The following is an 18,925-nucleotide window of genomic DNA, read 5'->3' as shown; positions in this document are numbered from 1 at the left end:
CTCTGAGCCCTGGCCGCGACTCGCCTTCTTTCAACAGAAAGTCGCGGCCAGGGGGACAACCCAGTACGCAAGGAGATCCATCATGGCTTTCAATATCCACAACCGTAACCTGCTCAGTCTCGAACATCACAGCACCCGCGAGCTGCGTTATCTGCTGGACCTGTCCCGTGACCTCAAGCGCGCCAAGTACACCGGTACCGAGCAGCAACACCTCAAGGGCAACAACATCGCCCTGATCTTCGAAAAAACCTCGACCCGCACTCGCTGCGCGTTCGAAGTCGCCGCCTACGACCAGGGCGCCAACGTCACCTACATCGACCCGAATTCCTCGCAGATCGGCCACAAGGAAAGCATGAAAGACACGGCCCGCGTGCTGGGTCGCATGTACGACGCCATCGAGTACCGTGGCTTCAAGCAGGAAATCGTCGAAGAGCTGGCCAAGTTCGCCGGCGTACCGGTGTTCAACGGCCTGACCGATGAATACCACCCGACTCAGATGATCGCCGACGTGCTGACCATGCGCGAGCACAGCGACAAGCCATTGCATGACATCAGCTACGCCTACCTGGGCGATGCCCGCAACAATATGGGCAACTCGCTGTTGCTGATCGGCGCCAAGCTTGGCATGGACGTGCGCATTGCCGCACCGAAGGCCCTGTGGCCCCATGACGATCTGGTGGAGCGCTGCCGCAAATACGCCGAAGAAAGCGGCGCCCGCATCACCCTGACCGAAGATCCGAAAGCGGCGGTCAAGGACGTGGACTTCGTGCATACCGACGTCTGGGTCTCGATGGGCGAGCCGGTCGATGCCTGGGGTGAACGCATCAAGCAACTGCTACCGTATCAGGTCAACAAAGAGCTGATGAAAGCCACCGGCAACCCGCGCACCAAGTTCATGCACTGCCTGCCGGCGTTCCACAACAGCGATACCAAGGTCGGCAAACAGATCGCCGAACAGTACCCGCACCTGGCCAACGGCATCGAAGTGACCGATGACGTGTTCGAGTCGCCGGCCTGCATCGCCTTCGAGCAAGCGGAAAACCGCATGCACACCATCAAGGCGATTCTGGTGTCGACCCTGGCTGATCTGTAAGCGTTGCCCCTGACCTGCGGGCGCCGCCAAAGGCTGCCCCCGCAGGCTCACCGAATTCTGAAAGGACTGCATCATGCGTATCGTCGTAGCTCTGGGCGGTAACGCCCTGCTCCGCCGTGGCGAGCCGATGACCGCTGACAACCAGCGCGCCAACATCCGCATCGCCACCGAGCAAATCGCCAAGATCCATCCCGGCAATCAGCTGGTCATCGCCCACGGAAACGGCCCGCAAGTCGGCCTGTTGTCGTTGCAAGGCCTCTCCTACAAACCTGATGAAGCCTATCCTCTGGACGTGCTCGGTGCCGAAACCGAAGGCATGATCGGCTACATCATCGAACAGGAACTGGGCAACCTGCTGGACTTCGAAGTCCCGTTCGCCACCCTGCTCACCCAGGTCGAAGTCGACCCCAAAGACCCGGCCTTCAAGGACCCGACCAAATTCATCGGCCCGGTCTATGCCAAAGAAGAAGCCGAGCGCCTGGCCAAGGAGAAAGGCTGGGTGGTCAAGGCCGACGGTGACAAATACCGTCGCGTGGTCGCCAGCCCGAAACCCAAACGCATTTTCGAGATCCGCCCGATCAAGTGGCTGCTGGACAAGGGCAGCATCGTGATCTGCGCCGGCGGTGGCGGCATTCCGACCATGTACGACGAGCAGCGCAACCTCAAGGGCATCGAGGCTGTCATCGACAAGGACCTGTGCTCGGCATTGCTCGCCGAACAACTGGAAGCGGATCTGCTGGTGATCGCCACCGACGTCAACGCCGCCTATGTCGACTTCAACAAGCCGACCCAGAAAGCCATCGCCCAGGCCCACCCGGACGAACTGGAGCGCCTGGGCTTCGCCGCCGGCTCCATGGGGCCGAAGGTGCAGGCAGCCTGCGAATTTGCGCGCCATACTGGCAAGGTTGCGGTGATCGGTTCGCTGGCAGACATCGAAGCCATCGTCCAGGGCACCGCCGGTACTCGCGTCAGTACCGCGAAACCCGGCATCACCTACCGATAAAAATGAAATGCTGGGGCAGACTCCAGGTCTGCCCTTCTCCCATGCCTTGAAAGGAGAGAACACCATGGCCCAGTTCGAACCCGGTCATTTGCACATCGAGCGGCACGCGTTGACCCAGGATGACGTCAACTACAACATCCGCCTCGAATACGAGGTGTCGCAGGATCCGCAAAAAGGCAAAGGAATACAGTTCCGGCTGATCGGAAGCATCCAGGGCAAAGAGGTCAACGAGCCGTTCTTTCTGCCCAAGGAAGAGGCCTACAACTTCGCCCGCAACGTGACGCAGATCGCCGAAAAATACGGCATCCCCAAAAGCCATAGCCAGCTCGGCTCGGTGCACAAGCATTACGACCTGATGTTTGAAGACATTCGTATGCAGCTGAATATGAAATCCGGGGACCCGGTCAATCCCGAGCATTTCGAGTAACCCTGCACAGCACGTTTCCATTGTGGGAGCGAGCCTGCTCGCGAAGCCGGCTTTTCTGTCGACATCTTCATTGCTGACACACCGCTATCGCGAGCAGGCTCGCTCCCACATCGGTTGGCCGGATTTCACCATTTCCCCGCCCCAAGGCATACTTGCCCCCCTCCGCACTCCAGAATCCAGAACCACCCCATGCGTATCCACGTCAGCTTCATCGACCGCGTCGGCATCACCCAGGAAGTCCTGGCGATTCTCGGTGGACGCAACCTCAATCTGGATGCGGTGGAAATGGTCCCGCCGAACGTCTACATCGACGCCCCGACCCTCAGCCCGCAAGTACTCGAAGAACTCAAGGATGCGCTGTTCCGGGTACGCGGCGTGGAGGCCGTGGTGGTGGTCGATATCCTGCCTGGCCAGCGTCGACACTTGCAGCTCGACGCCTTGCTCGCGGCGATGACAGACCCGGTGCTGGCGCTGGACAGCGCCGGCAAGGTGCTGCTGGCCAACCCGGCGCTGATCGCCCTGTACGGTCGCGAACCAGCGGGGGAAAGTGTCTCGGAGCTGTTCAACGATCCGGGCCTGCTCGAAACCCTGCTCGAACAGGGTTTCCGCCTGCCGCTGCGGGAAATCACCGTCAACGGCCAGACCCTGCTGCTGGACGCCACACCGATCACCGACGCCGGCGCCCTGCTGACGCTGTATCAACCGAATCGCATCGGCGAACAGCTCTCGGCGCTGCACCACGATCACGCCGAAGGCTTCGACGCACTGCTCGGCGATTCCCCGCCGATCCGCACTCTCAAGGCCCGCGCACAACGGGTAGCGGCGCTCGATGCACCGCTGCTGATCCAGGGCGAAACCGGCACCGGCAAGGAGCTGGTGGCCCGTGCCTGTCACGCCAGCAGCGCCCGACACAATGCGCCTTTCCTGGCACTGAACTGCGCGGCCCTGCCGGAGAATCTCGCCGAGAGCGAACTGTTCGGCTACGCCCCTGGCGCCTTCACCGGCGCACAACGGGGCGGCAAACCGGGACTGATGGAACTGGCCAACCAGGGCACGGTGTTTCTCGACGAGATTGGCGAGATGTCACCGTACTTGCAGGCCAAGCTGCTGCGATTCCTCAACGACGGCAGCTTCCGTCGGGTGGGCGGTGATCGCGAAGTGAAGGTCGATGTGCGGATCCTCAGCGCGACCCATCGCGATCTGGAAAAAATGGTCAGCGAAGGCCTGTTCCGCGAAGACCTGTTCTACCGTCTCAACGTGCTCAACGTCGAAGTGCCACCGCTGCGCGAACGCGGTCAGGACATTCTGTTGCTGGCACGCTATTTCATGCAGCAGGCCTGCGCGCAGATCCAGCGCCCGGTCTGCCGCCTCGCCCCGGGCACTTACCCGGCGCTGCTCGGCAACCGCTGGCCGGGCAACGTGCGGCAATTGCAGAACGTGATCTTCCGCGCGGCGGCGATCTGCGAAAGCAGTCTGGTGGACATCGGTGACCTCGACATCGCCGGTACCGCGGTGGCACGCCAGACCGACACCGATGTCGACAGCCTGGAAGAAGCGGTGGAAGCCTTCGAGAAATCGCTGCTGGAAAAACTCTATGTCAGCTATCCCTCGACCCGCCAACTGGCCAGTCGTCTACAGACCTCACACACCGCAATTGCCCATCGGCTGCGCAAGTACGGGATTCCAGGAAAAGCCTGACCCCGACAAAAGCGACCTCTATCTGTACTGAAAGCGCTACAGCGGAACGATATCGCTACACCCCTCTCCGATCACCGTCGTGCAAGGCTCTGATCCGCTTCAGCTTTTTTCTTCGCTCCAAGCTGTAGCGATTTCGCTACACCCTGCTCGATCATGATTACCAGATAGCTATTCAAATTATTGATTTATAAGGACATTTTTACTTTGGCCGCGTTCTTGCTAAGTAACCGCTCATAAAATCAGGGCATTGCCGCCCGAGTATTCCACCGCGTCCACCAGACGAGTCTGGCCCTTAGGAGATTCCATGAGCGAGTTGCGTTTTACCGAAGATCACGAATGGCTGCGCGCCGAAGCCGATGGCTCTGTCACCGTTGGCATCACCGCTTTCGCGCAGAACGCCCTGGGCGACGTGGTGTTCGTGCAACTGCCTGAATTGCAGGCTTACGAGAAAGGCGCCGAAGCTGCCACCGTGGAATCGGTCAAAGCCGCGAGCGGCGTTTACATGCCGCTGGACGGCGAGGTCCTGGCGACCAACCCGGCGCTGGAAGACAGCCCGGAACTGGTCAACGAAGATCCGCTGGGTGAAGGCTGGTTCTTCCGCTTCAAGCCTGCCGACGCGTCGGCTGTCGCGAAGTTGCTGGATCAGGACGCCTACGACCGTCTGATCAAAGCCCAAGCCGAAGCCTGAGGAACCTGACATGACCCAAGTAAATCTCGGCACCGCCAACGAATTCATTACTCGTCATATCGGTCCTCGCACCGGTGACGAGCAGGCCATGCTCAACAGCCTCGGCTTCGACTCGCTCGAAGCCCTGACCGCCAGCGTCATCCCGGAAAGCATCAAGGGCACCAGCGTACTCGGCCTGGACGATGGCCTGAGCGAAGCCGACGCCCTGGCGATGATCAAATCCATCGCCGGCAAGAACCAGTTGTTCAAGACCTACATCGGCCAGGGCTACTACAACTGCCACACGCCGTCGCCGATCCTGCGCAACCTGCTGGAAAACCCGGCCTGGTACACCGCCTACACCCCGTACCAGCCGGAAATTTCCCAGGGCCGTCTCGAAGCGCTGCTGAACTTCCAGACTCTGATCAGTGACCTCACCGGTCTGCCGATCGCCAACGCCTCCTTGCTCGACGAAGCCACCGCCGCTGCCGAAGCCATGACCTTCTGCAAACGCCTGAGCAAGAACAAGGGCAGTCACCAGTTCTTCGCCTCGATCCACAGTCATCCGCAAACCCTCGACGTGCTGCGCACCCGTGCCGAGCCGCTGGGCATTGAGGTGGTGGTGGGCGACGAGCGCGAACTGACCGACGTGACGCCATTCTTCGGCGCCCTGCTGCAGTACCCGGCGAGCAACGGTGATGTGTTCGACTACCGCGAACTGACCGAACGCTTCCACGCTGCCAATGCCCTGGTAGCCGTGGCCGCCGACCTGCTGGCCCTGACCCTGCTGACCGCCCCGGGCGAGTTCGGTGCAGACGTCGCCATCGGTTCGGCACAACGCTTCGGCGTGCCGCTGGGCTTCGGTGGCCCGCACGCGGCTTACTTCTCCACCAAAGATGCGTTCAAGCGCGACATGCCGGGCCGTCTGGTCGGCGTTTCGGTTGACCGCTTCGGCAAGCCGGCCCTGCGTCTGGCGATGCAGACCCGCGAGCAGCACATCCGCCGCGAGAAGGCCACCTCGAACATTTGCACCGCACAAGTGCTGCTGGCCAACATCGCCAGCATGTATGCCGTGTACCACGGCCCGAAAGGCCTGACCCGGATCGCCAACCGCGTGCACCACCTGACCGCGATCCTGGCCAAGGGTCTGAGCGCACTGGGCGTGACCGTCGAGCAAGTCAGCTTCTTCGACACCCTGACCCTGGCCACCGGCGCGCACACTGCTGCGCTGCATGACAAGGCTCGCGCTCAACAGATCAACCTGCGCGTGATCGATGCTCAGCGTCTGGGCCTGTCGGTGGACGAAACCACCACCCAGGCCGACATCGAAACCCTGTGGGGGCTGTTCGCCGATGGCAAGGCCCTGCCGGATTTCGCCGCTCTCGCCGCCTCCGCTCAGAGCACCATTCCAGCCGCACTGGTGCGTCAGTCGCCGATCCTCAGCCACCCGGTGTTCAACCGTTATCACTCGGAAACCGAGCTGATGCGCTACCTGCGCAAACTGGCGGACAAGGACCTGGCACTGGATCGCACCATGATCCCGCTGGGCTCGTGCACCATGAAGCTAAACGCCGCCAGCGAAATGATACCGGTGACCTGGGCCGAATTCGGCGCCCTGCACCCGTTCGCCCCGGCCGAGCAAAGCGCCGGCTACCAGCAACTGACCGACGAGCTGGAAGCGATGCTCTGCGCCGCCACCGGTTACGACGCGATCTCGCTGCAACCGAACGCCGGCTCCCAGGGTGAATACGCAGGTCTCTTGGCGATCCGCGCCTACCACCAGAGCCGTGGCGAAGACCGTCGCGACATCTGCCTGATCCCGTCGTCCGCCCACGGTACCAACCCGGCCACCGCCAACATGGCCGGCATGCGCGTGGTCGTGACCGCGTGCGACGCCCGTGGCAATGTGGACATCGAAGACCTGCGCGCCAAGGCCATCGAGCATCGCGAACACCTCGCGGCGCTGATGATCACCTACCCGTCGACCCATGGCGTGTTCGAAGAAGGCATCCGCGAAATCTGCGGCATCATTCATGACAACGGCGGCCAGGTGTACATCGACGGCGCCAACATGAACGCGATGGTCGGCCTCTGCGCACCAGGCAAGTTCGGCGGCGACGTCTCGCACCTGAACCTGCACAAAACCTTCTGCATTCCCCACGGCGGTGGTGGCCCGGGCGTCGGCCCGATCGGCGTGAAATCGCACCTGGCCCCGTTCCTGCCGGGCCATGGCCACATGGAACGCAAGGAAGGCGCGGTCTGCGCGGCACCATTCGGCAGCGCGAGCATTCTACCGATCACCTGGATGTACATTCGCATGATGGGCGGCGCAGGCCTCAAGCGTGCTTCGCAACTGGCGATTCTCAATGCCAACTACATTTCCCGTCGCCTGGAAGAGCACTATCCGGTGCTGTACACCGGCAGCAACGGTCTGGTGGCGCACGAGTGCATTCTTGATCTGCGTCCGCTGAAAGACAGCAGCGGCATCAGCGTCGATGATGTCGCCAAACGTCTGATCGACTTCGGCTTCCACGCCCCGACCATGTCGTTCCCGGTGGCCGGCACGCTGATGATCGAGCCGACCGAAAGCGAATCCAGGGAAGAACTGGACCGTTTCTGCGACGCCATGATCCGCATCCGCGAAGAAATCCGCGCAGTGGAAAACGGCACTCTGGACAAGGACGACAACCCACTGAAGAACGCTCCGCACACTGCTGCCGAGCTGGTCGGCGAGTGGACTCATCCGTACAGCCGTGAACAAGCGGTGTACCCGGTGGCGTCGTTGATCGAAGGCAAGTACTGGCCGCCGGTCGGCCGCGTCGACAACGTGTTCGGCGACCGCAACCTGGTCTGCGCCTGCCCGTCGATCGAAAGCTACGCTTGACCTGTGAGGGGGGCGGGTTCGCCCGCCCCCCTCATGCGTGCCTGATGTGCCTATAACAAGAAACCGGAGAACAACCATGTCGTTAAGCGTGTTCGACCTGTTCAAGATTGGCATCGGCCCTTCCAGTTCCCACACCGTCGGCCCGATGCGCGCTGCTGCGCGCTTCGTCGAAGGCCTGCGCCGGGAAAACCTGTTGTCGGCCACCACCAGCGTCAGGGTCGAGCTGTATGGATCCCTCGGCGCCACCGGCAAGGGCCACGGCAGCGACAAGGCCGTGCTGCTGGGGCTGGAAGGTGAACATCCGGATACCGTGGACACTGAAACCGTCGCCGCCCGTCTACAGGATATTCGCGGCAGTGGCCGTTTGAACCTGCTCGGTGAACACAGCATCGTGTTCAACGAGAAAGAACATCTGGCCATGATCCGCAAGCCGCTGGCCTATCACCCCAACGGCATGATCTTCCGTGCCTTCGATGCAGCGGGATTACAGATCCGCAGCCGCGAGTACTACTCGGTGGGCGGCGGTTTTGTGGTCGACGAAGACGCGGCCGGGGCCGACCGCATCGTCGAAGACGCCACACCGCTGACCTTTCCGTTCAAGAGTGCCAAGGACTTGCTCGGTCACTGCGCCACCTACGGACTGTCGATCAGCCAGGTGATGCTGACCAACGAAAGCGCCTGGCGCCCGGAAGCGGAAACCCGTGCCGGCCTGCTGAAAATCTGGCAAGTGATGCAGGACTGCGTGGCCGCCGGCTGTCGCAACGAGGGCATCCTGCCGGGTGGTTTGAAGGTCAAGCGACGAGCGGCGGCGTTGCACCGGCAACTGTGCAAGAACCCGGAATCGTCGCTGCGCGATCCGTTGTCGGTGCTCGACTGGGTCAATCTATACGCCCTCGCCGTCAACGAAGAAAACGCCCACGGCGGGCGCGTGGTCACGGCACCGACCAATGGCGCGGCGGGGATCATTCCGGCGGTCCTGCATTACTACATGCGCTTCATTCCTGGGGCGAACGATGACGGCGTGGTGCGTTTCCTGCTGACCGCGGCGGCCATCGGCATTCTGTACAAGGAAAACGCCTCGATTTCCGGCGCCGAAGTCGGCTGTCAGGGCGAGGTTGGTGTGGCCTGTTCGATGGCGGCCGGTGCGTTGTGCGAAGTCCTCGGCGGCAGCGTGCAGCAAGTGGAAAACGCCGCCGAAATCGGCATGGAACACAACCTCGGCCTGACCTGCGATCCGATCGGCGGGCTGGTGCAGGTGCCCTGCATCGAGCGCAACGCCATGGGCTCGGTCAAGGCGATCAATGCCGTGCGCATGGCCATGCGTGGAGACGGGCAGCATTTTGTCTCCCTCGACAAGGTTATCCGCACCATGCGCCAGACCGGCGCCGACATGAAAAGCAAATACAAGGAGACCGCCCGCGGCGGTCTGGCGGTCAACATTATCGAGTGCTGATCGCGTCATTAACTCACTCTCCCTCCGGGAGAGAACACAAAACGGTTCCCTCTCCCTCCGGGAGAGAGTTGGTGTGAATCAAGGAGTCACGCATGTCCACCGAACAACTGTCGAAAACCCCGCTGCACGCTCTGCATCTCGAACTCGGCGCCCGCATGGTGCCGTTCGCCGGCTACGACATGCCGGTGCAATATCCACTGGGCGTGATGAAAGAGCATCAGCACACCCGTGAGCAGGCCGGGCTGTTCGATGTGTCACACATGGGCCAGATCCGCCTGACCGGCGCCAATGCCGCCAAAGCCCTGGAAACCCTGGTGCCGGTGGACATCATCGACCTGCCGGCGGGTATGCAGCGCTACGCGATGTTCACCAACGAAACCGGCGGCATTCTCGATGACCTGATGGTCGCCAACCTTGGCAACGACGAGTTGTTCCTGGTGGTCAACGCTGCGTGCAAACATCAGGACCTGGCCCATCTGCAAAAACACATCGGCGATCAGTGCACCATTACCGAGCTGTTCGAAGCCCGCGCCCTGCTCGCCCTGCAAGGCCCGGCAGCCGTCACCGTGCTTGCACGCCTGGCGCCGGAAGTGGCAAAGATGACTTTCATGCAATTCACCCGCGTGAAACTGCTGGGTGTGGATTGCTTCGTCAGCCGTTCGGGTTACACCGGTGAAGATGGTTTCGAAATCTCCGTACCGGCAGCCGAGGCGGAAAAACTCGCCCGTGCCCTGCTGACCGAACCGGAAGTCGCCGCCATCGGCCTGGGTGCCCGTGACTCGCTGCGCCTGGAGGCCGGCCTGTGCCTGTACGGCCACGATATGAACACCGATACCACGCCGATCGAAGCGAGCCTGGTATGGGCCATTTCCAAACCGCGCCGCGCCGATGGCGCGCGTGCCGGTGGTTTCCCGGGTGCAGAACAAGTATTCAGCCAGCAGCAGAACGGTGTCGTGCGCAAACGCGTCGGCCTGCTGCCGCAGGAGCGCACACCGGTCCGTGAAGGTGCAGAAATCGTCAACGAAGCCGGCGAAATCATCGGCAGCGTGTGCAGCGGCGGCTTCGGCCCGACGTTGGGAGGGCCATTGGCGATGGGTTACCTCGACAGCGCCTACGTCGCGCTGGACACGCCAGTCTGGGCCATCGTTCGTGGGAAAAAGGTGCAAATGCTTGTAAGCAAAATGCCATTCGTTCCACAACGCTACTATCGTGGTTGATTGACTGTTTCTATAAGTAACGCGATTGCGTTATGCGTGCACTAATGTGTAACGCAATCGCCATAAAACAGTGCACTTTCCTTACATTCGATTCGAATATGAACTTGGCTTATAACGATCGAAAACAATTGAACAGGCTAATCGTATAAGCCCGACTAGTGGACCGCCTAACAGTCTGCAAGCACAGGAAAACCGGGGCCTTCACAGGGCTTGTATTTCCTCATGTAGTTGGCGTAGAGTTTGCCCACTGTGTTTGCATGGGTCAGCTTGGAATCGTGACCTGGGCAGTAGCCTACAAGTTAGCTACATCCCGTTCGACGTCTTCTTACTCTCCTGCAACCAGCCCCAGTACTCTTTCATGAGGAAGAGACTGTCATCAATTTTTGCGTCAAAGGAAATAAGAAATGTCCACACGTCAGAGCGGTACCGTCAAGTGGTTTAACGACGAGAAAGGTTTTGGTTTTATCACTCCAGAAAGCGGTCCGGATCTGTTCGTGCATTTCCGCGCCATTCAGGGCAGCGGCTTCAAGAGCCTGAAAGAAGGCCAGAAAGTGACCTTCGTTGCAGTGCAGGGCCAGAAAGGCATGCAAGCTGACGAAGTCATCGCTGAAGCCTGATTTTCTGTAACGAAAAAGCCCCTGATATTGATATCAGGGGCTTTTTTGTGCGCTCGAATCCGTAAAATGGCGCTTCACTTTCCGTCCAGAGGCTGCCATGTCGAAACACCTGCTCAATCCCCAGGGCGAGTTCCCCGCCGTCGGCCTGGGCCGTCGCCTGGCAGCGGTGTTCTATGACTTTCTGCTGTGCACCGCCCTGCTGATCGTGACTGGCGGCATCTACAAGATGATTCAGGCCGCAATCATCGGCGAGGAACGTCTGCGGATCCTGACCGATGCCGGCAAGCTGGATGGGGACCCCCTGTACTCCACAGTGCTGCTGCTGGTGCTGTTCGCCTTCTTCGCCAAATTCTGGACTCATGCAGGCCAGACACTGGGCATGCAGGTGTGGGGCATTCGTGTGCAGAACGCCGATGGCACTGCGATCAGCCTGTGGCAGGCGCTGCTTCGATTCATGGTATCGATCGCTTCGTGGCTGTGTCTGGGCCTGGGGTTCTTCTGGTCGCTGTTCGATAAACAGAAGCGCGCCTGGCATGACATCTATTCGGATACGCAACTGGTGCGGGTTCCGAAGAAAGCGAAGTAATTCTGTGGATGCAAAAACGCCCCGATACGATCGGGGCGTTTTTTTGTGCAGCACAGAATCAGGCGTTGCCCGCCAGCTTCATCCGCGCAGCCTGAGTGAAGTCCAGCATGCGCTTGAGCGGACGAATGGCCTGGGGAATCAGCGCCGGGTCGACGAAGATCTCGTTCGAACCCTCCTTCAGGCACTTCAGCGTGCGCTCAAGGGTGTTCATGGCCATCCACGGGCAATGGGCGCAACTGCGACATGCTGCGCCGTTACCGGCGGTTGGCGCCTCGATGAAGACCTTGTCCGGGCACAGCTGCTGCATCTTGTAGAAGATGCCACGATCGGTGGCCACGATCAGGGTCTTGTTCGGCAACGACTGTGCAGCTGCAATCAGCTGACTGGTGGAACCGACAGCGTCCGCCAGCTCGATCACCGAAGTCGGTGACTCCGGGTGCACCAGAATGGCCGCATCCGGGTACAGCGCTTTCATGTCTTCCAGTTGCCTGGACTTGAACTCTTCATGAACGATGCAGGCACCGTCCCACAGCAGCATGTCGGCGCCGGTCTTGCGCTGAATGTAGGTGCCCAGATGCTTGTCCGGACCCCAGATGATGGTTTCGCCGTTGTCCATCAGGCTTTCGACGATCTCCAGTGCGCAGCTCGATGTCACCACCCAGTCCGCCCGTGCCTTCACGGCTGCCGAAGTGTTGGCGTACACCACAACGGTACGCTCCGGATGCTGATCACAGAACGCCGAAAACTCGTCCACCGGGCATCCCAGATCCAGCGAGCAGGTCGCTTCCAGGGTCGGCATCAGCACGCGTTTTTCCGGGTTGAGAATCTTCGCGGTCTCCCCCATGAACTTCACGCCGGCGACCACCACGGTCCTGGCCGGATGAGCATTGCCGAAACGGGCCATTTCCAGAGAGTCGGAAACGCAACCGCCGGTTTCTTCAGCAAGGGCCTGGATGATCGGATCGCAATAAAAATGGGCGACCAGCACCGCGTCCTGAGCCTTGAGCTCGGCAGCGATGGCGGAACGGTAAAAAGCCTCCTCCTCGGCCGTCAGCGGTTTGGGCTGCTTGGCGTCGAGGTGGGCTTGTACCAGAAGGCGTTCGGATATCTGCGTCATGTTCGCAAGACCTGCAGGCGCATTCGCGCGAAAGTCGAGTATACACCCGGCTCCGGACCGCTTGAGGGTACCGCCGGGAGAGTGAGTGTTATCAGGCACGGACAGCGTTGAAGCTGCGCAAGGCTACAGAATATCCCGGTGATGCAAAAGATGAATCTGACCTGTGTCAGCGCAACGGCGCCAAAAGGAGGGAGCCAGATCGCAGGCAAAAAAAAATCCGGAAATCCTCACTTTCGTGGGCCTTCCAGACTTTTAAAAACATCAAAAATGGTGGGTCGTGTAGGATTCGAACCTACGACCAATTGGTTAAAAGCCAACTGCTCTACCAACTGAGCTAACGACCCGCTGTGTGGTGGCGCGTATAATACTGATTTTTAAGGACTATTCAACACCTAATTTGAAAAAAATCAAAAATAACGTGTCGGATCGCTGATTCCGGCCGCTGCGAAGCCTTCTGCACGCAGCCGGCAGCTGTCGCATTTGCCGCAGGCACGGCCTTCATCGTTCGCCTGATAGCAGGAAACGGTCAGCCCGTAGTCCACACCAAGCTTCACACCCGCCTGAACGATCTGGGCCTTGCTCAGGTTCTGCAATGGAGCCTGGATACGGAAACCGTTGCCCTCCACGCCGGCCTTGGTCGCAAGGTTGGCCATACGCTCGAAAGATTCAATGAACTCAGGACGGCAATCCGGATACCCGGAATAATCCACCGCATTGACACCAATGAAGATGTCACGGGCACCCAGCACTTCAGCCCAACCCAGGGCAAGGGACAGGAACACGGTGTTGCGCGCTGGCACATAAGTCACCAGAATACCTTCTCCCGGCTCCTCCGGTATATCGATATTACTGTCGGTCAGGGCCGAACCACCCATGCCGTTCAGGTTCAGACCGATGACCTTGTGCTCGACCACGCCCAAATCGCGGGCGACGCGCGCGGCAGCATCCAACTCGGCATGGGAGCGCTGGCCGTAATCGAAGCTCATGGTGTAGCAGCGATAACCTTCCGCGCGGGCCATGGCAACAACCGTTGCCGAGTCCAGACCGCCGGACAACAAAATGACCGCACGTTTTTCAGTAGTGTTCAGTTGCTCTGCCATCTCAGCGCCCCGGCTCGTCATTCCACAGATATTTGTGCAGTTGCAATTGCAGGCGTACCGGCAAATTATCCGCCACCACCCAATCCGCCAAGTCCCGAGCATTCAGGTCGTGGTGACTGGGGGAAAACAGCACTTCGCCAGCGCGTCGCTCAAGACCGTACTGAATCAGCTTTGATACTGCCCAGTCGTAGTCTTCCCGCGAACAGATGACAAACTTCACCTGATCGTTGGGTGTCAGCAGTTCGATGTTCTCGTAACGGTTGCGATGCGCCTCTTTCGAGTCCGGGGTCTTCAAGTCGACAACTCGACTGACCCGGGGATCGACCGCCGAAATATCGAGAGCGCCGCTGGTTTCCAGCGAGACCTCGTAATCGGCATCACACAATCGCTTGAGCAAAGGAATGGCATTCGGTTGCGCCAACGGCTCACCGCCAGTGACGCAGACGTAGCGAGGATGATATCCGGCTACCTGTTCAAGGATATCGTCGAGCGTACGAATCGTGCCGCCGCTGAACGCGTAGGCACTGTCGCAGTATTGGCAACGCAATGGGCAACCGGTCAGGCGCACAAAAACAGTGGGCAGCCCGGCAGTCCGCGTTTCCCCCTGCAAAGAGTAGAAAACTTCGGTGATTCTCAATGTGTCTTGCATAGTCGCCACGGGCGTAACAGCTAAACAGGCTGTCCGCCTCCGTCAGGCACTCCAGGCAACCCCGCCAACGCGTAGATCACCAGAAGCGTGTTTCATAAAAGGGCGTGAATTCTAACGAAAAAACCCGCGACAAGCGCGGGTTTCTTCCAGACGGACAAACACAGTTACATGCGTTGCAGATCGCGTTGTGCCAGTTGGGCTGCAGAGGTGCCCGGGTATTGGGAAACCACTTGCTGCAGAATACCCTTGACCTTGTCGGTGTGACCGAGACGGCGCTCTACGTCAGCCAGCTTGTACAGCGAGTCCGGCACCTTGGCGTGCTTTGGATACAACTGCGAAACCTTGGCGAAAGCCTGACCTGCGCCCTGCAGGTCGCCCTTGGCCAGGTTCACCTCACCCAGCCAGTACTGGGCATTGCCCGCGTACTGACTGTTCGGGTATTTACGCAGGAACGCAGAAAACGCCTGGCTGGCCTTGTCGAAGTCCTTGGCCTTGATAAGGTCGAAGGCTGCATCGTAATACAGCTTTTCCTTGGCCGGATCACCCGGCTCACTGTTCGCGGCGGGCGCCTGGGCTGCAGCAGCCCCGGCACCGGCGGCGGCGGCGGCACCGGCAGCAGCGCTTGCATCGCCACCGGCTGAAGAATTCTCTGGAGTCGCGGCAGGTGCAACACCCGACCCTATGCGCCGATCAAGATCCTGGTATCGCTCCAGGGATTCCTGCTTCATGCGCGCAACCTGATTCTGCAGTTCTTCGATCACACCCTGCTGGCGCGATATCTGATCCTGCATCTGTTGCAGTTGGTTGAACAGCATGCCTTGTGCCGAGGCAGGGGCCGTAGCCGCTCCCCCGGCATAGGCGCCGTTCGTACCGTAACCTGCAGGCGGATAACTGCTCCCGCTATTGTTATAACCGGAGTTGTCATCGACCACAGGAACCGCAGCCCACGCCGCAAGCGGCGCGAGGCTGAGAGCCAGAACAGTTACAGCACGACGGCACGTTCGCATATCGAATTACTTACGCAGTTCGACGCGACGGTTTTGAGCCCAGGACTGCTCGTCGTTGCCGGTAGCAACTGGACGCTCTTCGCCGTAGGAAACCAGTTCCAGCTGAGCTGGGGAAACACCTTGCAGTACCAGGTAGCGCTGAACGGCTTTCGCACGACGCTCGCCCAGTGCCATGTTGTACTCACGAGTACCACGTTCGTCGGTGTTGCCTTCCAGAACAACGCGAGCGCCGTTTGCTTTCAGGTCTTTGGCGTGAACGTCCAGAGCGCGCATGGCTTCTGGCTTCAGGTCCGAGCTGTCGTATTCGAAGTAGAAGGTGGTGATTGCGCGCAGAGCAGCTTCTTCGCTCAGGGAACCGTCAACTGCACCAGTGTTTGCGCCGTAACCAGCGTTTGGATCAACAGCGCCTTCACCGGCGTTGTCGCCACCCTTGGACGAGCAACCTACAGCTACAGCCATGGCCAGAGCCAGCGCAGCAAATTTACCAAACTTCAGCATTTCCATCGTGAAACTCCTAATGAACCCCAGTGTGTTAAGTAAAACGTAAAGCGCCGCGTCAGTTCAGGTAAGGGGACCAGGACGGTTCTCTGACTTCGCCTTGAGCGGTAGGAAGCGGGAGCCTCACGCGTCCATTAATGGACACGAGCATCAAGACTCCCCGGCCCTGCTGGCGGGTGGCGTAGATTACCATGGTGCCGTTGGGCGCAACAGTAGGCGACTCGTCCAGAGTGCTATCAGTGAGGATTTTTACACTTCCGCGCTGCAAATCCTGAGCCGCCACTTTGAAATTGGTGAAACCGTCCTGACGATGGATCATCACCAGGGTCTTTTCATCAGCCGACAGCTTCGGGTTGGCGTTGTAGTTGCCCACGAACGTCACACGCTCGGCACCACCGCCATTGGCGCTGGTCTTGTAGATCTGCGGCTTGCCACCACGGTCGGAAGTGAAGTAGATGGTCGAACCATCCTTGCCCCAGTACGGTTCGGTGTTGATGCCGGGACCTGCAGTCACTCGGGTGATCTGGCGCGAGCCGAGGTTCATCACGTAGACGTCCGGGTTGCCGTCCTTCGACAGTACGAACGCCAGGCGATTGCCATCCGGCGACCAGGCCGGAGCACCGTTCAGGCCTTCGAAGTTGGTGATCTGCTCACGACGACCGGTGTCGATGTTCTGCATGAAGATGCGCGGACGCTTCTGTTCGAACGACACATAGGCGATGCGCTTGCCATCCGGTGCGAAACGCGGCGACAGAATAGGCTCGCGCGATTGCAGCAGGGTCACGGCACGGGCACCGTCATAGTCCGAACGTTGCAGCGTGTAACGGGTGTTCTTCTCGGAGAAGCGCTCGGCTGTGACGTACAGCAGGCGAGTCGAGAATGCACCTTTAATGCCGGTCAGTTTTTCGAAGGACTGATCGGAGATGTAGTGCGCCATGTCGCGCAGCTGTTCGGTGGTGCCGGAAACACTGCCGTCCGCCACTTTCTGCTCGGTGGCGACGTTGAACAATGCCCATTGCACCTGCAGACGACCGCCCGCCGGAACAATATTGCCGACCATCATGTACTGGGCCCCCACCGCCTTCCAGTCACGGAAGATGATTTCGCTCGGCTGGCTTGGCTGGCTGATCATGTTTTGCTTCGGAATCGGCGAGTAATAGCCCGAGTTCCGCAAATCGTTGCCAATGATTTCAGCCATGTCATCCGGCAGCACGGCACCGCCCTGGAAGCCGAACGGTACGACGGCGATCGGGGTCGCCCGATCGCTGCCGCTGGTGACCAGAATGTTCTTTTCATCCGCCATCGCGATCCCTGCCATGCAGCAGATCACGACCAGCATTCCTCGAAGAAGGTTTCTCACAAGGCTAGATCCTCAGGTGTGAATGTCATCTTGAATGAACGATACGGAGCGAAATCGCTCGGCTTCATTCCCTGCATTTCCGTCAAACGTCCAATATTCTTGACCGCTGCCACTGCCGACGCATCGAACGGACCGTCGCCACTGGACTTGGCCACGCTGACCGTGGTCACCGTACCGTCCGGCAACATGCCGATCTGCAGCACAACCGTCATGCCTTTGCGTGCCGAAGGAGGACGAGCCCAGCCTTCCGCCGCCCGCGCGCGAATCAGATCATCGAAGCTGCCCGCGGTTTCGTCACCACGCTCATCCGCCAAAGCCTGCTGACGCTCGGTCTTGTCGGACAACAGGTCGGCAAGTGCCTGGGCCTTCTTGTCCTCGACCGATTTGCGTGCCGCTTCCTGCGCTTTCTTCTTCGCAGCATCGGCAGCCGCTTTCTTCTTGGCTTCGTCGGCGACTTTCTTTTTCGCCTCTTCAGCTTCGGCTTTCTTCTTGGCGTCTTCGGCGGCTTTCTTCTTCGCGTCTTCGACGATTTTCTTCTTGGCTTCTTCAGCGGCCTCTTTCTTGGCCTCTTCTTCAGCAGCCTTCTTGGCTTCTTCTTCAGCTTTTTTCTTGGCTATATCAGCCAATTGTTTCTCTTCTGCCTTCTTGGCTTCGGCGGCTTTCTTAGCGTCTTCGGCTTTCTTGGCTTCGTCAGCCTTCTTCGCCTGTTCCGCTTTCTTCGCCTCATCGGCCTTCTTGGCTTCCTCGGCCTTTTGAGCCGCTTCTTCTTTCTTTTGTTCCGCCGCCTTGATTGCCTCCTGCTCGACCTTTTTCTGCTCCATCTGCTCGACTTCGGTCTGGCGCGCGGCGGACTTCTTCGCCTCACCCGCAATCTTCTGATTGGTCTGGGTGGTTGCCTGACTTTTCGATTTCAGTTGGTACAAGGTTGCCTGGACAATCGGCTTGGCCGGCGGCAGCTCAGGCGTCATGGCGAAACTGACGAACAGCATGCCGAACACCAGCACGTGCAAGCCAATCGCCCAGACGCTGGGCCAGAAGTAGCTTTCCGAGGCGGACGGCTCTCGCTGTTGCTGCATCAGGGGGCCTCGGTGATCAAGCCAACATTACCGACCCCGGCTTTCTGCAACCCGCCCATGGCGCCCATGACGGAGCCATAATCGACGGACTTGTCGCCACGGATGAAGACCTGGGTACGCTTGCCGTTATCATTACCGGCCGCGATGATCTTGGTCACCGCGCTGGTCATCTGCGGCAGGGTCATGGCCCGGTCCTGTTGCTTCTCGGTGTCGACTTCGCTGCCAAGGTTCCAGTAGTAGGTCTTGTCAGCCTTGATCGAAATGGTCAGCACCTGGGTGTTGTTGTCCTGCGGCAAGGCTTCGCTGGAAACCTTGGGCAGATCCACCTTCACGCCCTGATTGAGCATCGGCGCAGTCACCATGAAGATGACCAGCAGCACCAGCATCACGTCGATGTAAGGCACTACGTTCATCTCGGCGACCGGCTTGCGCTTGTGTCGGGCTCGAGTGATTAAAGCCATCGGGAAATACCT

18 protein-coding genes and 1 tRNA gene are annotated in these 18,925 nt (G+C 59.8%); 10 read left to right on the top strand and 9 right to left on the bottom strand.

Annotated elements, in window-relative coordinates; genetic code table 11:
* The first annotated feature begins 82 nt into the window (after positions 1 to 82).
* The 10 genes from ACK6BI_RS19820 (at position 83) to ACK6BI_RS19775 (ending at position 11,645) form a co-directional block, all read left to right on the top strand.
* Positions 83 to 1,093: an ornithine carbamoyltransferase gene (locus ACK6BI_RS19820; protein WP_065258507.1), complete on the top strand. Its 1,011-nt coding sequence runs from the start codon at positions 83 to 85 to the stop codon at positions 1,091 to 1,093.
* 73 nt (positions 1,094 to 1,166) lie between these two features.
* Entirely contained in the window at positions 1,167 to 2,096 is a 930-nt protein-coding gene (gene arcC / locus ACK6BI_RS19815; RefSeq protein ID WP_260520708.1) for a carbamate kinase, read from the top strand.
* A 64-nt stretch (positions 2,097 to 2,160) separates the two neighbouring features.
* Positions 2,161 to 2,523: a DUF5064 family protein gene (locus ACK6BI_RS19810; RefSeq protein WP_409318393.1), complete on the top strand. Its 363-nt coding sequence runs from the start codon at positions 2,161 to 2,163 to the stop codon at positions 2,521 to 2,523.
* Between the two features lie 189 nt (positions 2,524 to 2,712).
* Positions 2,713 to 4,221 carry a sigma-54-dependent transcriptional regulator gene (locus tag ACK6BI_RS19805; protein ID WP_409318392.1) on the top strand — a complete coding sequence of 503 codons (1,509 nt, stop codon included), beginning with the start codon at positions 2,713 to 2,715 and terminating at the stop codon, positions 4,219 to 4,221.
* A 304-nt stretch (positions 4,222 to 4,525) separates the two neighbouring features.
* Entirely contained in the window at positions 4,526 to 4,909 is a 384-nt protein-coding gene (gene gcvH / locus ACK6BI_RS19800) for a glycine cleavage system protein GcvH (RefSeq protein WP_007951190.1), read from the top strand.
* 10 nt (positions 4,910 to 4,919) lie between these two features.
* Positions 4,920 to 7,772, top strand: a complete 2,853-nt coding sequence (gene gcvP, locus ACK6BI_RS19795) for an aminomethyl-transferring glycine dehydrogenase (RefSeq protein ID WP_409318391.1) — start codon at positions 4,920 to 4,922, stop codon at positions 7,770 to 7,772.
* Positions 7,773 to 7,848: 76 nt separating this feature from the next.
* Complete coding sequence (locus tag ACK6BI_RS19790; protein WP_409318390.1) at positions 7,849 to 9,225, top strand: L-serine ammonia-lyase; 1,377 nt, start codon at positions 7,849 to 7,851, stop codon at positions 9,223 to 9,225.
* A gap of 92 nt (positions 9,226 to 9,317) precedes the next feature.
* On the top strand, positions 9,318 to 10,442 hold the full coding sequence (gcvT, locus tag ACK6BI_RS19785) for a glycine cleavage system aminomethyltransferase GcvT (protein ID WP_409318389.1): 1,125 nt from the start codon (positions 9,318 to 9,320) through the stop codon (positions 10,440 to 10,442).
* A 404-nt stretch (positions 10,443 to 10,846) separates the two neighbouring features.
* Positions 10,847 to 11,059 (top strand): cold-shock protein, encoded by a 213-nt coding sequence (locus ACK6BI_RS19780; RefSeq protein ID WP_065258514.1) that lies wholly within the window; start codon positions 10,847 to 10,849, stop codon positions 11,057 to 11,059.
* Between the two features lie 97 nt (positions 11,060 to 11,156).
* On the top strand, positions 11,157 to 11,645 hold the full coding sequence (locus ACK6BI_RS19775) for an RDD family protein (protein WP_409318388.1): 489 nt from the start codon (positions 11,157 to 11,159) through the stop codon (positions 11,643 to 11,645).
* Positions 11,646 to 11,703: 58 nt separating this feature from the next.
* Here the strand turns inward: ACK6BI_RS19775 and nadA are convergent, their stop codons facing one another.
* The 9 genes from nadA to tolR all read right to left on the bottom strand — a co-directional run bounded on the left by nadA (position 11,704) and on the right by tolR (position 18,904).
* The gene (gene nadA, locus ACK6BI_RS19770; protein WP_065258516.1) at positions 11,704 to 12,762 is read right to left on the bottom strand and encodes a quinolinate synthase NadA; all 1,059 of its coding nucleotides are present in this window, start codon (positions 12,760 to 12,762) and stop codon (positions 11,704 to 11,706) included.
* A 268-nt stretch (positions 12,763 to 13,030) separates the two neighbouring features.
* Positions 13,031 to 13,106, bottom strand: a tRNA-Lys gene (locus ACK6BI_RS19765).
* 63 nt (positions 13,107 to 13,169) lie between these two features.
* Positions 13,170 to 13,862, bottom strand: a complete 693-nt coding sequence (gene queC, locus ACK6BI_RS19760) for a 7-cyano-7-deazaguanine synthase QueC (protein ID WP_409318387.1) — start codon at positions 13,860 to 13,862, stop codon at positions 13,170 to 13,172.
* A gap of 1 nt (position 13,863) precedes the next feature.
* Positions 13,864 to 14,511 carry a 7-carboxy-7-deazaguanine synthase QueE gene (gene queE, locus ACK6BI_RS19755; RefSeq protein ID WP_409318386.1) on the bottom strand — a complete coding sequence of 216 codons (648 nt, stop codon included), beginning with the start codon at positions 14,509 to 14,511 and terminating at the stop codon, positions 13,864 to 13,866.
* 164 nt (positions 14,512 to 14,675) lie between these two features.
* A complete protein-coding gene (gene ybgF / locus ACK6BI_RS19750; protein ID WP_409318385.1) occupies positions 14,676 to 15,518 on the bottom strand; it encodes a tol-pal system protein YbgF in 843 nt (280 codons plus the stop codon).
* A 6-nt stretch (positions 15,519 to 15,524) separates the two neighbouring features.
* Positions 15,525 to 16,022 carry a peptidoglycan-associated lipoprotein Pal gene (gene pal, locus ACK6BI_RS19745; protein ID WP_003178634.1) on the bottom strand — a complete coding sequence of 166 codons (498 nt, stop codon included), beginning with the start codon at positions 16,020 to 16,022 and terminating at the stop codon, positions 15,525 to 15,527.
* 52 nt (positions 16,023 to 16,074) lie between these two features.
* Complete coding sequence (gene tolB, locus ACK6BI_RS19740) at positions 16,075 to 17,355, bottom strand: Tol-Pal system beta propeller repeat protein TolB (RefSeq protein ID WP_176704434.1); 1,281 nt, start codon at positions 17,353 to 17,355, stop codon at positions 16,075 to 16,077.
* 17 nt (positions 17,356 to 17,372) lie between these two features.
* A complete protein-coding gene (tolA, locus tag ACK6BI_RS19735; RefSeq protein WP_409318384.1) occupies positions 17,373 to 18,452 on the bottom strand; it encodes a cell envelope integrity protein TolA in 1,080 nt (359 codons plus the stop codon).
* A complete protein-coding gene (tolR, locus tag ACK6BI_RS19730; RefSeq protein WP_169432690.1) occupies positions 18,452 to 18,904 on the bottom strand; it encodes a protein TolR in 453 nt (150 codons plus the stop codon). The genes tolA and tolR overlap by 1 nt, the downstream gene beginning before the upstream one ends.
* Between the last annotated feature and the right edge of the window lie 21 nt (positions 18,905 to 18,925).

Origin of the sequence: Pseudomonas sp. KCJK9016 (assembly GCF_046231795.1) — a bacterium.
Taxonomy (GTDB): domain Bacteria; phylum Pseudomonadota; class Gammaproteobacteria; order Pseudomonadales; family Pseudomonadaceae; genus Aquipseudomonas; species Aquipseudomonas bananamidigenes.
This window is presented reverse-complemented; position numbering and strand designations above follow the sequence as displayed.

Coding starts and splice junctions, on each gene's coding strand:
- ACK6BI_RS19820 (WP_065258507.1), top strand. CDS start 83: ATGGCTTTCAATATCCACAACCGTAACCTGCTCAGTCTCGAACATCAC.
- arcC (WP_260520708.1), top strand. CDS start 1,167: ATGCGTATCGTCGTAGCTCTGGGCGGTAACGCCCTGCTCCGCCGTGGC.
- ACK6BI_RS19810 (WP_409318393.1), top strand. CDS start 2,161: ATGGCCCAGTTCGAACCCGGTCATTTGCACATCGAGCGGCACGCGTTG.
- ACK6BI_RS19805 (WP_409318392.1), top strand. CDS start 2,713: ATGCGTATCCACGTCAGCTTCATCGACCGCGTCGGCATCACCCAGGAA.
- gcvH (WP_007951190.1), top strand. CDS start 4,526: ATGAGCGAGTTGCGTTTTACCGAAGATCACGAATGGCTGCGCGCCGAA.
- gcvP (WP_409318391.1), top strand. CDS start 4,920: ATGACCCAAGTAAATCTCGGCACCGCCAACGAATTCATTACTCGTCAT.
- ACK6BI_RS19790 (WP_409318390.1), top strand. CDS start 7,849: ATGTCGTTAAGCGTGTTCGACCTGTTCAAGATTGGCATCGGCCCTTCC.
- gcvT (WP_409318389.1), top strand. CDS start 9,318: ATGTCCACCGAACAACTGTCGAAAACCCCGCTGCACGCTCTGCATCTC.
- ACK6BI_RS19780 (WP_065258514.1), top strand. CDS start 10,847: ATGTCCACACGTCAGAGCGGTACCGTCAAGTGGTTTAACGACGAGAAA.
- ACK6BI_RS19775 (WP_409318388.1), top strand. CDS start 11,157: ATGTCGAAACACCTGCTCAATCCCCAGGGCGAGTTCCCCGCCGTCGGC.
- nadA (WP_065258516.1), bottom strand. CDS start 12,762: ATGACGCAGATATCCGAACGCCTTCTGGTACAAGCCCACCTCGACGCC.
- queC (WP_409318387.1), bottom strand. CDS start 13,862: ATGGCAGAGCAACTGAACACTACTGAAAAACGTGCGGTCATTTTGTTG.
- queE (WP_409318386.1), bottom strand. CDS start 14,511: ATGCAAGACACATTGAGAATCACCGAAGTTTTCTACTCTTTGCAGGGG.
- ybgF (WP_409318385.1), bottom strand. CDS start 15,518: ATGCGAACGTGCCGTCGTGCTGTAACTGTTCTGGCTCTCAGCCTCGCG.
- pal (WP_003178634.1), bottom strand. CDS start 16,022: ATGGAAATGCTGAAGTTTGGTAAATTTGCTGCGCTGGCTCTGGCCATG.
- tolB (WP_176704434.1), bottom strand. CDS start 17,355: ATGCTGGTCGTGATCTGCTGCATGGCAGGGATCGCGATGGCGGATGAA.
- tolA (WP_409318384.1), bottom strand. CDS start 18,452: ATGCAGCAACAGCGAGAGCCGTCCGCCTCGGAAAGCTACTTCTGGCCC.